At 42.2% G+C, this 14,886-nt stretch carries 10 protein-coding genes; 6 read left to right on the top strand and 4 right to left on the bottom strand.

All coding sequences use genetic code 11. The features are described from left to right. Positions 1-229 precede the first annotated feature (229 nt). Positions 230-3,250, top strand: coding sequence for a TonB-dependent receptor domain-containing protein (locus BIZ38_RS05665; RefSeq protein ID WP_187489809.1), 3,021 nt, complete (start codon positions 230-232; stop codon positions 3,248-3,250). A gap of 48 nt (positions 3,251-3,298) precedes the next feature. Here the strand turns inward: BIZ38_RS05665 and zapE are convergent, their stop codons facing one another. Then, the gene (gene zapE, locus BIZ38_RS05660; RefSeq protein ID WP_187489808.1) at positions 3,299-4,408 is read right to left on the bottom strand and encodes a cell division protein ZapE; all 1,110 of its coding nucleotides are present in this window, start codon (positions 4,406-4,408) and stop codon (positions 3,299-3,301) included. A 58-nt stretch (positions 4,409-4,466) separates the two neighbouring features. Between zapE and rsuA the strand changes: the two genes are divergently transcribed. Then, the gene (rsuA, locus tag BIZ38_RS05655) at positions 4,467-5,165 is read left to right on the top strand and encodes a 16S rRNA pseudouridine(516) synthase RsuA (RefSeq protein WP_187489807.1); all 699 of its coding nucleotides are present in this window, start codon (positions 4,467-4,469) and stop codon (positions 5,163-5,165) included. 154 nt (positions 5,166-5,319) lie between these two features. After that, positions 5,320-6,894: a methyl-accepting chemotaxis protein gene (locus tag BIZ38_RS05650; RefSeq protein WP_138601746.1), complete on the top strand. Its 1,575-nt coding sequence runs from the start codon at positions 5,320-5,322 to the stop codon at positions 6,892-6,894. Positions 6,895-6,955: 61 nt separating this feature from the next. Here BIZ38_RS05650 and BIZ38_RS05645 read toward each other — a convergent pair whose 3' ends face one another. Further along, positions 6,956-7,738, bottom strand: a complete 783-nt coding sequence (locus tag BIZ38_RS05645) for a YggN family protein (RefSeq protein WP_166340496.1) — start codon at positions 7,736-7,738, stop codon at positions 6,956-6,958. A 105-nt stretch (positions 7,739-7,843) separates the two neighbouring features. Further along, on the bottom strand, positions 7,844-10,273 hold the full coding sequence (locus BIZ38_RS05640) for a zinc-dependent metalloprotease (RefSeq protein ID WP_187489806.1): 2,430 nt from the start codon (positions 10,271-10,273) through the stop codon (positions 7,844-7,846). Between the two features lie 160 nt (positions 10,274-10,433). Here BIZ38_RS05640 and BIZ38_RS05635 point away from each other — a divergent pair, with 160 nt between their 5' ends. Beyond that, the gene (locus BIZ38_RS05635) at positions 10,434-11,402 is read left to right on the top strand and encodes a class 1 fructose-bisphosphatase (protein ID WP_138619101.1); all 969 of its coding nucleotides are present in this window, start codon (positions 10,434-10,436) and stop codon (positions 11,400-11,402) included. Positions 11,403-11,442: 40 nt separating this feature from the next. Here the strand turns inward: BIZ38_RS05635 and BIZ38_RS05630 are convergent, their stop codons facing one another. After that, positions 11,443-11,766, bottom strand: coding sequence for a hypothetical protein (locus BIZ38_RS05630; RefSeq protein WP_187489805.1), 324 nt, complete (start codon positions 11,764-11,766; stop codon positions 11,443-11,445). A 43-nt stretch (positions 11,767-11,809) separates the two neighbouring features. On the opposite strand from BIZ38_RS05630, the gene BIZ38_RS05625 reads away from it, so the two are divergent. Continuing rightward, positions 11,810-12,166, top strand: coding sequence for a DUF5522 domain-containing protein (locus BIZ38_RS05625; protein WP_187489804.1), 357 nt, complete (start codon positions 11,810-11,812; stop codon positions 12,164-12,166). Between the two features lie 180 nt (positions 12,167-12,346). Continuing rightward, positions 12,347-14,779 (top strand): TonB-dependent receptor, encoded by a 2,433-nt coding sequence (locus BIZ38_RS05620; protein ID WP_187489803.1) that lies wholly within the window; start codon positions 12,347-12,349, stop codon positions 14,777-14,779. Positions 14,780-14,886: the final 107 nt, after the last annotated feature.

Below are 14,886 nucleotides of genomic sequence, written 5' to 3'. Positions count from 1 at the left end.
AACAATAAGAATTTTCCTAACACACTGTTTTTAAATGAATAGATATTCAATAGATATAAAATAGAGACATAAACGAGCAACCTAAGATTGTAGTTAAGTTCACATTTCTATAATTATTTTAACGTCAATACCGACCAACCAGAGTGTTGTTCGCTGTAAATTTTAACTGCCCTTAAAAAGAGCATCACTCTGGTTCTAAAAACTAAAAATATAACAACTAGGAACGCCTGTGAGAAATCTACTAACCAAACCTTGTGCCATTGCACTTGCCGTTGCCAGTGGTTTTAGTCAACATGCTTTTGCAGATGAGGCTGAAATAGCTCGCACTGCCAATACCACCCCAACAGCCAATGAGCAAACTGAAGAACCTGAAAAAATTGTCGTAACAGGTTCACGAATAAAGCGTGATAGTTTTTCCATTTCAACCCCCTTAGTAACGATGGATCGTGACGCTATTTCCGATACAGGATTAAGCAACTTATCAGATATTTTAGTTGATAACATGCCAGCTCTTAGCGAGAGCATCGGTAACACCACCAGCCAATCAAGCGTTTCAACTACCGGTCTATCAACAGTTGAACTACGTAACTTAGGCCCTAATCGCACCTTAACGCTGATCGATGGCCGTCGTGTAGTTTCTAATAGCTACAGCGGCAACTATGTCAGTTTAAATACTATTCCGAGCGGCATGGTTGATCGCGTTGAAATAATCAGTGGTGGCGCTTCTGCAACTTATGGTGCCGATGCTGTGGCCGGTGTTGTTAATATCATCACTCAATCAAAAAAAGAAGGGTTTGATTTTAAAGCTAAAACTGGCGAGTCAACTGAAGGAGGCAGTAAAGAGTTTAGCCTCGATTTAAACTATGGTACGTCATTCGATGATGGTCGCGGCTATGCTTATTTCAGTTCAAACTGGGACCGTGATTTCGGTATGACTTTTTACGACCGTAAACGCGCACAAATAGAAGATAGCTACGATTACGATAAAGAGCGCATGTGTAATGTAATGCAAACAGCAGATGGCGATCAATGTATGCGCGACATCACGCAAGCTGATTGGGTGAGTAAAAGTGATGGTCTTCCTGGTGGTGTGTTTTTAGAAAATGGCAAAAACGACACACAGCTCTGGTACGACGGACAAACCCTGCGTGATGATTGGAAAGGTAATGAAGAAATTTATGGTATCAATTCAAATCAGTATGTAATGCTTGATGTACCAAGCGATAACTTCTCTACTGCAGTTAAAATTGATTATGACCTTACTGACAATGTGATGTTTTACGCGCAAGTGCAATACAGTGACAGTGATTCGTTCAATCATAAATCACCAGAAGACGAATATGAGGGTGCCACAGCACCGCAGTTTGATCCGGCTACAGGTGAGCCTTTAGGGCTTGTAAAACCGGGTTATATTCCAATTGACAATCCGTATGTTCCACAAGAGATTCTTGATGCAAACCCATACAAAGACCGTATTTATTGGGATCGTCGCTTTCATGAGGTTGGTAACATCACTACTGACAATAGTCGAAAAACTATTCGCAGCTGGGCTGGCCTTCAAGGCACTCTATTTAATGACGAGTGGGACTGGGATTTTTCAGTCAGCTATGGTCGATTTAAACAACATCAAGTACGAAGCAATGAATTAAATACAGTTAGACTTAATCAAGCTTTACAAGCTGAAGAGTTAGCTGATGGCACAATTCAGTGTATTGATGAAGCGGCTCGCGCAGAAGGCTGTGTAGCAATTAACTTATTTGGTGAAGGCTCTATTACCGAAGAGATGGCCGCTTGGATCCGCAGCAACCCAATTATTGATACCGAGATAAAACAATATGGTGCGGTAGGCTACATTACTGGTGACCTGTTTGAGCTCCCTGCAGGGCCAGTTGCAGCTGTGTTTGGTGGTGAATACCGCAAAGATAGCCAAGACCTCAAAACCAGTGATGATATAAGAGCAGGCGGTATTACTTTTAATTATGTGCCTACTTTTTATGGTGAAGTTGATGTATATGAAGCTTTTGCTGAGCTTGCACTACCGCTTTTAAGGGATGCAACATTTGCAAAGTCACTTGATACAGACCTATCTTTACGTGTAGCTAACTACAGTATGAATAATGTCGGGACTGTTGCCAGTTATAAATTAGGCGTAATGTGGGAAATTACTAACGGCTATGCTTTTAGAGCTAACTATGCCCGTGCTCAACGTGCCCCAACTATCACAGAATTATTATCACCACCACGCGGCGACTATGACAGCTATGATGATATCTGTGATGGCCTAACAGCTACATCAACTGACGCAGGGCATGATAACTGCCGCAAAGAGCCAACACTTGCAGCCCTAATTGCAGAAGATCCTAACTTTGAATTTGATGATGATAACAACCGTTATTCACCGGGTGTGGGTAATAAAGAGCTCAAAGAAGAAACCGCTGATACCTATACTTTCGGTGTGACTATTGCCCCTCAGTTTATCCCTGATTTTAATCTTGCGATTGATTTTTATGACATATCTGTCTCTGATGCTATCTCTGAATTAAGTAATGATAATATTCAACGAGAGTGTTATGACTCAGGTACACAATGGGGTGAAAATAATTCTTTTTGTAATGATATTACCCGTAATGATGAAGGTAATATCATTGAAATAGTACAACGTAAATACAACCTCGATGAGCTAACTGCACGTGGTTATGATGTTTCAGCTCAGTATGAATATGATTTACAAAGTTTAGGTCAGTTGGCATTTAAACTTGACTACAATCATGTCATCGAGAACTCGCAAACATACCAAAGCCCTGATGGCGGTAAAGTGACTACACATTATGCGGGCTATGGCGAAAGTAAAGATAAAGCTTCAATGTCTTTAACTTGGCGAAAAGATGAGTTACGGATCCGTTGGCGTACTAAATACTTAGGCTCATTTAAAGCAAGCCAAAGTAGAGAAGAAGAATACTTAGGCTACTTAGCAGATAATGATGAACGCTGCGCAGAAGGAAGCGATGAATGCGTTACGAACCCTGAAAAACTAGCTTTTCAAGATTACGGCTCATACCTAAGACATGATTTGTCAGTTTCTTATAAATTAGGACTGTCTAACAAAAGTGATTTACGTTTATTTGGTGGTGTGAATAACCTTTTTGATAATAAAGGGGACTTTTACCCATCAGGCCGCGGTAATTATTATTCAAAATACGGTGGTGGCAAGGGGCGCTATGCATACATAGGTGTATCATACAGCTTCTAGCCTCAGCGCTCGAAAATAAGAAGCACGCCTCAGTGGCGTGTTTCTTTATCAATGCCAGCTTTGCATCTCAACTAATCGAGACTCGGTACGCGCATATTCAAATGCCAGTTTTTGTCCTTGATATAAATCGCTAATGCCCACCTCGGCCGAAATCACCAATAATCGGCTGCGATCATAAAACTCATCAACCAAAGCAATAAAGCGCCGCGCTTCATCATCTAAAAAGTGTTCTTGTAAATCCTGCTTTTCTCGCTGGTAGCTATCTTCAATACCATGCACAATTTGTTTGCCTGTTGCTCCACGCCCCATTACTGGCACATTGAGTAAATACACCCGCTGAAAACGCTCTGCCAAATAAATATAATCCGCGGTGCTTCTAGGTCCTGAGCAAAGCGTCATAAAATCAAACATAATGGCGTCTTGAGCGAGCAAGATACAGCTAAGCTCGCGGTGGCAAACCTCTATCGTTGTTTGCCTTTGTATTACTTGCTCTTGCTTTAAAAAGCGCTCTGTTAGTGCCTCTTTGTTATTAATAAAATAATGTTCGGTTTGTTTACCAAAGCGAAAGCGATGATCTGTGTCGCCTTCAACACTCAAAATATGGCAATACTCATTTAATAAGTCGATAGTGGGTAAAAATCGTGCGCGCTGCAAACCGTTACGATATAACTGCTCCGGTTGACAGTTCGACGTTGCCACTAACACTACTTGTTGCTCAAACAGGGCTTTGAATAAGCCACCTAAGATCATGGCATCGCCAATATCAGACACAAAAAACTCATCAAAACAAATCAAGCGAATATGCTCTGCCCACTCTTTAGCAATCACCGTCAGCGGATTTTTTTGCCCTTGCAGCTGAGTTAAGCGCTCATGCACTTGCTTCATAAAATGATGAAAGTGCAAACGCTGCTTAGCTTCAATATCAACAAGCTTGAAAAACACGTCCATTAACATGGATTTACCACGCCCTACTGGACCATACAAATAAACCCCTTTTATTGGCTTAGCGCTTTGCCACCAATGGCTTGGTGCAGCCAGTTCTATGGCTAGATTATCAAGAGCATTTATCGCTATGCGCTGGGCACGGTCTTCTTGCAAATCTCCTTTGGCTATTTGCACTTGGTAATACTGTAATATTTGTCCTTGGTGTACTGTCATAGGTAACTAGTATCCGCTATACTCGCCGCCATTGTAGCCGACTAAAAATGTGATCCCAATGAAATTTCCATGCCGTTTAGATAAATTTATTAGCCATATTGCCGAGTTACCTCGCAGTAAAACCAAAGCAGGTATAAAACGTAAATACGCCACCGTTAATGGCGAGGTGATCACCTCATTTGATTATTCAATCAACCAAGATGACGATGTGCGCTGGCAAGGCGAGCCACTGGTATTTTTAGGCAAACGCTACTTCATGCTCCATAAACCAGCTGGCTATGTATGTGCCAATAAAGATGACCTTCACCCGACTGTATTTGATTTACTTGATGAACCAAATATGAGCGACTTTCATGTTGCAGGCCGTTTAGATATCGACACCACAGGGTTAGTGATCATCACCAATGACGGCGACTGGTCACACAAAATTACTGCACCAAAGCATAACAAATTCAAAACCTATTTAGTTGAAACTCAAGAACCTATTGATGAAGAAGCCATTGCAGCATTAGAGCAAGGGGTGCAATTACACAACGAAAAAGAACTAACCCGCCCTGCTATTGTTGAAAAGCTTGCAAGTTACAGCTTACGCCTTTCAATTTGCGAAGGTAAATACCATCAAGTTAAACGAATGCTTGCAGCTGTAGGTAATAAAGTTGTTGAATTACATCGTGAAAAAATAGCAGACATCACCCTTGATGAAAACCTTGCAAGCGGTGAATATCGTGCCCTGACAGAAGCCGAACTGAAGCTCTAAATAGGTACTTGAGTAAAAATCATGATAACGCTGTCATTTTTCCTTAATAAAACCAGACAAACGTGGTAGAAGTTAACAGGGGAAATAATAAAGGAGGCTGACTGTGTTATCAGGATTAGCTTTAAAAACAAAAATCACCTTATTTGCTATCGCTATGTTTATTGCGTTATCGGCGATAGCATTACTTGGCTTACAATCTTTACGCCATGCCAGCGAAAGCGACAACATCGCCCGTATCAACCAGCTCATGAAGAGCACCACCAATATTGTTGAGCAATTTGAGTTGATGGTTAAAAGCAATCAACTCGAAGAAGCACAAGCAAAGAAACTCGCTATTCAGGTACTTCGAGAAAATAAATACCACGACTCAGAATATGTGTATGTCGTCGACAACAACTTAGATTTTGTCGCCACTCCGCACGACCCAGAACTACACGGCACCAGCTTTAACGATTTTAAAGATGCCAGCGGCAACAGTATCGGCCGTATGGTCGAAAATCTCGTGGGTAACACGACCAATAAAATCATCACCTATCACTGGGATTCAGTGCGAGATGGTGAAACCGTTGATTTAACCTCTGTAGTACAAAAAACACCGCTGTTTGGCTGGTATGTTGGTACAGGCATTAGCGCCAAAGAAGTTGATGAACGTTATTGGAATACTGCAAAGTGGCTGCTGGGCTTATCTATGCTTATTGCCATTGCGCTGACCTTTGCCATTGCTCGCTTTGGCTCATCACTCACCAATGCCTTAGGCGGCGAAATTGATGAAGTAATTGGTATTGTTAAGAATGTCTCTCGTGGCAACTTAAACTCACATATTCGCCAAGATACCCCACCTGAAAGCATTATTGCAGCCATGCATTATATGCAGCAAGGGTTACGCGGCGTTGTTGGTGGCATTAAAGGGGTTACAGATAGCTTAAAAAATCAAAGTGTCGATAACGAATATCGCTCTGTTGAGCTCGACAAACTCACTCGTAGCCTAAACGAAGAAACTCAAATGGTAGCTTCAGCTATTACCGAGTTAACAGCCTCAGCACAAACTGTTGTAGAACATGCTGAGCAAGCCGCTTACTCAGTGCAAGAAGCTGAGCAACAAGGTCAAAGTGCCAGCCACTTAACCAGCGAGGCTGCTGATACCATCGCGCTTTTAGAGCAGCAAATTGACAGCGCTGGTAATAATATTCAAGTGCTTGATGATGAAGTAAATAACATCGCAAATGTACTGAGTGTTATTCAAGGTATTGCCGAACAAACTAACTTACTTGCGCTTAATGCGGCAATAGAAGCTGCCCGTGCAGGTGAGCAAGGACGAGGTTTTGCTGTGGTTGCTGATGAAGTTCGTGGGCTTGCCCAACGCACACAGACCAGCACTGAAGAAATCCGCAATATGATTGGCAAACTACAAGCTGCAACCCAAGATGCCAAGTCATCTGTTTCGCTCAGTATGAGTACCAGTGAACAAACCGTAGAAAAATCGACTAAAGCCAATGAAGAACTAAAACGCGTTGCCAGCTCACTCAGCGCAATCGCGCAAATGAGCCATCAGATAGCTATTGCTGCAAAAGAGCAGCTTGATGCTGGTGAAGACACCGCCAAGCGCATCGTAACTATCTCAGACACGGCTTCACAAACGGCTAATGTATCTAATCAGGCTCATACAGCAACCGATTTGATCAAAGGCCTTACTAGCGATTTAGAAACTGAAACCGCTAAGTTTAGCTAATTCAAACAAGTAAAAACGAAAAAGCCCAGCAACTGCTGGGCTTTTTCGTTTTAAGTTCGTATTAAGACTTTATTTGTACCAAATCAAAATCGGCCATCCCCGGCACCATTTGTTGTAATCGTGACTCAGTGACATCTAATGAGTTCAAACACTCACAGTATTCTGAGGCTTTCATCTCTAATTGCTCTGCTTTCTTTTGTAGTGATTTATCAATTTCTTTTGAGATGATGTCCATACGCTGCCCCATATCATTGATACGGTCTTCGATGTTACCTTCGCGCGATTTAAAGGCATCACCTAGCGAAACTAAAATAGCGCCAAGTGAACCGTGAACTGCAGAGTGAATTTTTTGGCTGATTTCTTTGGTAAAAAAGTCATCGATTTTCGACAGCGACTGCGGAGCAATAAAGAAAAAGTCATCGCCACGCTTAAATTTATCCATTAGTGCACGCTCAACATATTGCAGTTGAGTTTTTAGCACTTCAGGCTCTTTGTCTGACATGCCCTCAACAACTTGCTCGATAGCACTTAAGCCAAGGTTTACACCATCGGTCGCCAGGTCAACAAGTTCAGGGACGGTTTGCCTGATACCGCGGCTGAATTGCTCCACAACTTGGCTTTCTTCTGGGCTTAAATCAACCCAATAACCACGTATAAACAATTGGTTATCGTTGTTGATTTGTACGCGAGTTTGACCTTTATCAACAATACGAATGACATCATCAGTGATGATCAAGCCATGGCTTAGCTCTACATCGCATTGTTTTTTTTCTAGGGTTGCGTAACTGGAAAAGCTAGAGAATGTAATGGCCGCTGCTAACAACGAGCGAGAAAAGAACGCCATATACACCTCAAAAAGACAAAAAAGGAAGGCCGCTAGATTAGCAAATATCCAATTTTATGCAAGTAAAACGCCTAGCTATGCTAGGCGTCTTAAAAGAAAGGTGAGTTAAATTGGCGAACCCGGTGGCATTGGCAACACTTTAAAGTTTGCAGGCCATTCACCGTTTTCTAAAAAGTGACTGATTTGCTCGCTTAAATATTGCTTAAATGCACTGTTGCCAACGGATACACTGCCTAGCATTGATTCTTGCTGGTAACTCTTTGCAAGTTTAGCTAAGTAGTAACGAAGCTGAGCTTGTACTTCGGGTGCCACCTCATTGCTAGCGACTAAGTCGGCAAATTGTTTCGCCGTTAAAAGCTGCACACGTTGGCTAATTTTACCTGCCATCCCTGAGGCAGTTTTTTGTTCGAAAACTTGCTGATAAGTTTGTGCTAATAACGCATCTAAACCATAAAATGCATCGCTTCGTGCTTGCTGCTGCGCTAAACGGTTAATGCGTTGGCTATTAAAAAGTAAGCTCAAGCTATGTGCTGCAGCAACCTCAGGCAGTGCCATCGCATCGAGCGTTAGTCCTGTGCGACCAACAATGCTCTCCCGTGATTTTGATTCACCATACGCTTTTGGTGGAATAAGCGCTAAAACCGACTCAGGCAAAACAAGGTTCTCAGCTTTTAATGTCGCAAGTACGGCATCCACTGCCGCTTGCTGTGTTTGCTTTGCCACAACCTGTGCCCCTTTTGGTTGTGAACCATCACGAACTTCGTACTCGTAATTTACACCGGCAATTAATTTAACCGCCGCTTCAACTTGATAGCGGTGGAACAAATAAAGTGGCACCAGCATTTCTTCTAGTTGTGATAAAGCAGTGCCCGTTTTGATGTTTTCGATACCAAAGCTCGTCAGCGCTTGTTTACGAACATCTAGTACCCGCATAAGCTCATCACTCGGTGAACTGCCGTTATCCCATAAATGCCCAGTTGGGTGAGCGCCCCCTTGAGCGCGGGCATCACTGTCTGAGATAAACTCCAACCCTTTGCTTTTGTTCTCGGCTAAAATAGCAGCCAATTGCTGTGCTTCATCTTGATTAGTGAAATCGCTATAACCATATTTAATAACTTGGGTATCCCACACGCCCATGCCAGCAGCATAGCCTCGGCTTACATCTAATTTACCTTGCTCATTGAAGCTCAGTAGTGGGTGTGGATAATCCATCACAGAAGCTCTGTCTGCCACTGACGCTGCAAAGTTATGCGAAATACCTAAAGTATGCCCTACTTCATGAGCGCTTAATTGACGAATACGATCAAGCGCCATGGCTTGTAAACGCTTAGCCACTTCATTGCCTTCAAAATAGGGAGCTGCTAATGCTTCTGCAATTAGGATATCTTGACGAACACGCAGTGACCCGAGTGTCACATGGCCTTTGATAATTTCGCCAGTTCGAGGGTCAATCACTGAACTGCCATACGACCAACCACGGGTTGCACGGTGCACCCATTGAATTACGTTGTAGCGTATATCCATAGGGTCGGCATCATCAGGGAGCACTTTAACGATAAATGCGCTCTTATAACCTGCTGCATTAAAGGCATCATTCCACCATTTAGCACCATCAAGTAACGCTGTTTTAACTGGCTCTGGTACGCCCGGATCTAAGTAATAAACAATCGGTTCAACGGGCTCGCTGATTGGCAGGCTCGGATCTTTTTTTGCTAAACGATGACGCGGGATGTAACGCACATACATAGACTCACCCAGCGCTGCCGCATAATCTTTGTGCTCAATGCTCCAAAAACCTGCTTGAGGGTGGAACTTGCGCGGGGTGTAGTTATCATCAGGTAATTCAATTAATGAGTGATGCATATGTACTGTCAGCGCATAAGGGTCTGCGCTCACTTGGCGTACATACTTTCCTGGGTTATTACCTTGAAAAGTAAGTACGGCTTCTAATTCTGTATTTTTTTCAAACGCTTTTGAACGTGCTAAATATACCGCACTGCGGTTACTATCTAGACTAAAACTTCCCTGCCCGGTTGCCGATAAACGACGGCTTACACCATGAACATCGCTTAATAAATAAGGGGTGTAATCCACAAGTACCGCAGTATCTGACTGAGCTACAACACTAAAACCCGCTAAAATACTCGATGCGAACGCCTCTTTAATACTTTGTTGTTCCGCAAGGTTATTAGTATTAGCGCGGTAATATGTATTGATGGCTCTTAGCATTACCTTATCGCCAAAACGCTCAAACTGTACTAAATGTGTGTCACCTAACTGACCGCGATCTAAGCCAATATCATTTGAACCAACACCGTAAGGTAGGCTTTGTTGTAGTAAAAATTGTTGCTCGAGTTTATCCACTTCAAGATACAATTTGCCGTTTTCTGTGTCGTAGTAAAATGAAAAATAGCCTGAAAAATGAGTCATTTTTTCAGTAAAATCATTTATAGACTTAATTGCTGCGTGTGCTTGAGTTATCATAGTAAGTAGCACAGCTAAGAGCAGATATCGTAGTAATGGTATTTTTTGCATAATCTTATCTTTGTTATTCGCGTTTTAAATACTGTATAGGTATTAAGCAGTATAAAGTACCGTTTATAAAAATCAGCTATTTAAGACGAAATTCAGCGCTTGCTAAGACATTCTCTCTCACACTAAAAATGTCTGGCTACAACGTTATCAGGAAAATAGAATGCGTAGACTCCCACCGGTATTGTTAGAAGATGGTTGCCCTCGTGAACTGATCTCATTGATCAGAACGGTACTTGCGGCATGTAAAGAAATTTCATTTCGTGTTGGTCAAGGCGCCCTATCTGGCGTATTAGGCTCAACCCTAGACGAAAACATTCAGGGTGAAACTCAGAAAAAACTCGATGTTCTAACTAATCAACTTTTAAAAGATATTTTATTAGAATCGGGCTACGTAAAAGCCATTGCCTCTGAAGAAGAAGACTTCACCGTTGCGGGTAATCCAGATGCCAACTACATTGTTGCATTCGACCCACTTGATGGCTCATCAAATACTGATATCAACTCACTCGTTGGTACGATTTTCTCAATTATGGCGGCGCCTGAAGGTTCAGATCCAGCTGATCCTAGTATTTTTATGCAACCGGGTAAAAACCAAGTTGCAGCGGGTTATGTATTATATGGCCCATCAACCGTGCTGGCGTTAACAACCGGCAAGGGCACACGCTTTTTCACCTTAGATAAAACGCACGGTACCTTCTTATTAACACAAGATTTTGCAAGCGTACCTGAAGAGACCAGCGAATTTGCTATCAATGCTTCAAACCAACGCCATTGGCAACCTGCGATGCAAAATTACATCAATGACTTAATTGCTGGTGACACAGGCCCACGTGGTCGTAACTTCAACATGCGCTGGATTGCTGCAATGGTGGGTGATGTGCACCGTGTATTATGTCGTGGTGGTATTTTTACTTACCCAACCGACACGAAAGATCCAAACAAACCAAACAAATTACGTTTATTATACGAAGCAAACCCAATGGCAATGTTAATCGAACAAGCTGGCGGCATAGCTTCTACAGGCACTGAGCGCATCATGGACATTCAACCTGACGCTATTCACCAACGTGTGGCGGTGATCTTAGGTTCGAAAAACGAAGTGGAAACCTGCTTAAGCTATCATAAATAGCAAGCAGTAAATACCTTAGGCTGAAAGGTATAAAATTCTTTCAGCCTAAAGTCACTGCTAATAACTTCTTTAGCGTACTTATACTCAACTCACCCATTTGCTCGTTATTACTTAGTGCATAAATAGCCCCTTCAACGGCGCTTTCGTCAATGTCTTGCCGAGACTCTACTACGTTTGCCCAAAGCTCTAGTTCATCAATATCTATTTCGCCGTCGATAACACGCTGTAAAACCTGACAGAAAACATCTTGCGTCAGAGTATAGACACCACCTTGCGTGTCTGGAGTACTGGTAATTACTGAAATTGCCTCAAATCGATCATCACCAAAACGAGCAAACTCATCTAATGCGTCTAATTTATCCATTTGCTATGCTTACCTTTTCAATCTCAAAGCATCTTTTTACTTAATGACAACCCTTACTTGCTCACAATGCAAAGCAACCCTTCACTGCCAAGCCGACAATATTAATGCCTGTTGGTGTAATGAGCTGCCCAATATTTTACCACTCGATGAGGCAGCAACAGAGTGTTTATGCCGAGACTGTACTATAAAAAAGATAAATTTATTTTTATCTAAACTTTACCAACAGCCTCTTGAACAGCAGCTTGCCTTTGCTAAGCCTTATTTTACTCAAGGTAATTTAATAGAAAATCTCGATTACACCATGCAAAACAACTACATGGTATTTAGCCGCTGGTTCTTTTTAAAACGCGGCCATTGCTGTAGTAATGGCTGTACTCATTGCCCTTATTCCGACAGCTAATCCCTTACAGAGTATTTATTCAATTATTTTGCATTTAATTGCAAATAACACATGGACGATAAGAATAAAAATACATTACAATTGGATATAAATTCACTAAATCATCAATTTTTAAGCTTAAATCACTAGTGATGTCTATTTTTTAAGCATAAATTTACTGTAACTAAGTCGGAATCAATCATGAACACTTTTAAGCCTGCTCTACTTGCAAGTGCAATTTCTGCAGTTTTAATCAATAGCAATATGGCGTTTGCTGCAGAAGATGCTATCGAAGTTGATAAATCAATTGAAACTATTCAAATTACTGCAACACGACGTGCAGGCTCTGTGCAGGATGCACCGCTTAATATCACAGCGCTCAATGGCGATGTAATTAGCGACCAAAACATTGGTGATCTAGAAGATGTCGCACGCTGGGTACCTGGCTTAACAATTTCTGATCAAGGTGGCCGTGAAGGTTCTCCGATTATCGTTCGTGGTTTGAATACAAATACCTCTGACCGTATTTCTGATAGTGGCACAGTGGCAACCTATGTTGGTGAAATTCCACTTAGCATCGACTTACGTTTAACTGATGTTGACCGTGTTGAAGTGCTAATTGGCCCACAAGGTACACTTTATGGTGCAGGTACTTTAGGTGGTGCAATTCGTTACTTACTAAAACAACCAGAGCTTGATATCACTGAAGGTAAGGTTACCGGCGATGTATTTAGCATTAACGAAAGTGACGGCACAGGTGGTGAGTTTGGTGTGGTATTCAACACCCCGCTAATTGAAGAAAAATTAGCGCTTCGTGCTAGCTTAAACTATTACGATAACCCTGGTTACATTGACTACACCCACGTGGTTCAAGAACCGGGTGTATCAAACCCAAATCCTGACTTTTCAGACAGCAGCGATGTAAATGCCAACTTAAAAAGCGTAAGCGATGTTAATGATGAGCAAATCACCACAGCACGTTTATCACTTCGCTGGCTTGCAACCGAAGATGTTGATGCAACGCTTAACTACTTCTATCAAAAGCAAGAAAATGGTGGTAACTCGACATCGCAATACGGCTCTCTTGCTGATAGCAGTGCGCTACAAGGGATTCCTGGAAAATACGAAAACGTAGCTCGTGTACTTGAGCCAGGTGAAGAAGAAAACGATTTATTAAGCTTAGAAGTAAAAGCAGATCTTGGTTTTGCTGAGCTGGTATCTGCATCTGGTTGGTCTAGCTATGAGCAGTCTGGTCAACGCGATCAAACCGATCTACTTTACGATATTTGGTCAGGTTATGCCGACTTCCCTTCTTTTGTTGGCTACACGCACGATACCTCTGATCGCGATACCTTTACGCAAGAGCTTCGTTTAGTGTCAAATAGCAATAGCGCTTTTAACTGGATTGTAGGAGGCTTCTACAACAAAGTAGAAAGTCACTCAGATGACCGTGAGTATACGCCGGGTCTGACTGAGTACTGGGGTGGTGGTATTCCTAATGTTGAACAAGATCTTGAGTACATTCTAATTTCAGATAGCGAAACCACTGAAAAAGCACTTTTTGGTGAAATCGGCTACAGTATTACAGATCAGTTTGATGTAACTTTAGGTGCTCGTTTTTACGAATACGATGTATCAACTACGTCAGGCTCTGCAACACCGCTTTATTCTGGTGATTTTGATTCACTAGATAACCTTGTTATGGAAAATGTGAGCGCTAGTGATAACGGTAACTTATTTAAGTTTAATGCTAACTATACATTCGATAATGGTGTACTTGCTTACTTTACAGTGAGTGAAGGCTTCCGTATTGGTGGTGGTAACGGTATTGCTCCTTGCCCTGATGTATTACCTGAGCAACAAATTGTTTGTGCCCTGCCAAACGAAGAAGATTACAAACCAGATACAACAGTCAACTACGAGCTAGGCTTTAAGTCATCATGGTTACGTAACCGCCTACACTTCAATGCAGCATTATTTAATGTTGATTGGAAAGATGCGCAAGTTGGTAGTAGCACTGTAAATGGTCAAGAGTTAATTACCTCGAACGCAGGCTCTGCTAATTCAAAAGGTGTTGAGCTTTCTACTCGCGCAATGATTGGTGATAACTGGGCTGCATATGCGACATACGCGTATGCAAAGGCTGAATTGACAGAAGATGCGCCTTACTTATTTGGCGTTTTAGGCGATGACTTAGCGCAGTACCAAAGCTACTATGATGGTGCTAAAGGCGACCGTTTACCGGGCGCTCCTGAGCATCAATTCTCGTTTGGTCTTCGTTACGAGCAAGATATCCTAGGCGATAAACTATTAAGCGTAAACTACGGCATCACAGCGCAAAGCGATGTGATCACCAAAGTAGGCCTAAAAGCAGACGGCGAAGTATTACCTGGTTATGCACTAAGTAACTTATCTGCCAAAATTACTGGTGATATGTGGTCTGCAACGCTTTACGTAGACAACTTATTCGATAAGTACGCATTCACTTCTGTACGTCGTGATAAGTCTTGGGCAGGTATGTCACAATATGCTGAGCTTAACAAAGAGCTACCTGAGCTACAGCGTGTTTATGGTCACTACACCACCGCGCCTCGTACTATCGGTATGAAGTTTAGCTACAACTTTGAGCTGTAATTAAACATACCTATAAAAGCCTTGCCACCTTCAGGCAGGGCTTTTTAATACCAATTCGCTTAATTAAGTGGTCTATTTTGAGGCAAGAAAACCTTGTTGATAGCAAG

Source organism: Pseudoalteromonas sp. BZK2, from assembly GCF_014349195.1.
GTDB lineage: Bacteria > Pseudomonadota > Gammaproteobacteria > Enterobacterales > Alteromonadaceae > Pseudoalteromonas > Pseudoalteromonas simplex.
This window is presented reverse-complemented; position numbering and strand designations above follow the sequence as displayed.

Bases quoted from the DNA above. Each gene is read 5' to 3' on its own strand.
- zapE (WP_187489808.1), bottom strand. From the start codon at position 4,408: ATGACAGTACACCAAGGACAAATATTACAGTATTACCAAGTGCAAATA.
- rsuA (WP_187489807.1), top strand. From the start codon at position 4,467: ATGAAATTTCCATGCCGTTTAGATAAATTTATTAGCCATATTGCCGAG.
- BIZ38_RS05650 (WP_138601746.1), top strand. From the start codon at position 5,320: ATGTTTATTGCGTTATCGGCGATAGCATTACTTGGCTTACAATCTTTA.
- BIZ38_RS05645 (WP_166340496.1), bottom strand. From the start codon at position 7,738: ATGGCGTTCTTTTCTCGCTCGTTGTTAGCAGCGGCCATTACATTCTCT.
- BIZ38_RS05640 (WP_187489806.1), bottom strand. From the start codon at position 10,273: ATGCAAAAAATACCATTACTACGATATCTGCTCTTAGCTGTGCTACTT.
- BIZ38_RS05635 (WP_138619101.1), top strand. From the start codon at position 10,434: ATGCGTAGACTCCCACCGGTATTGTTAGAAGATGGTTGCCCTCGTGAA.
- BIZ38_RS05630 (WP_187489805.1), bottom strand. From the start codon at position 11,766: ATGGATAAATTAGACGCATTAGATGAGTTTGCTCGTTTTGGTGATGAT.
- BIZ38_RS05625 (WP_187489804.1), top strand. From the start codon at position 11,810: ATGACAACCCTTACTTGCTCACAATGCAAAGCAACCCTTCACTGCCAA.
- BIZ38_RS05620 (WP_187489803.1), top strand. From the start codon at position 12,347: ATGAACACTTTTAAGCCTGCTCTACTTGCAAGTGCAATTTCTGCAGTT.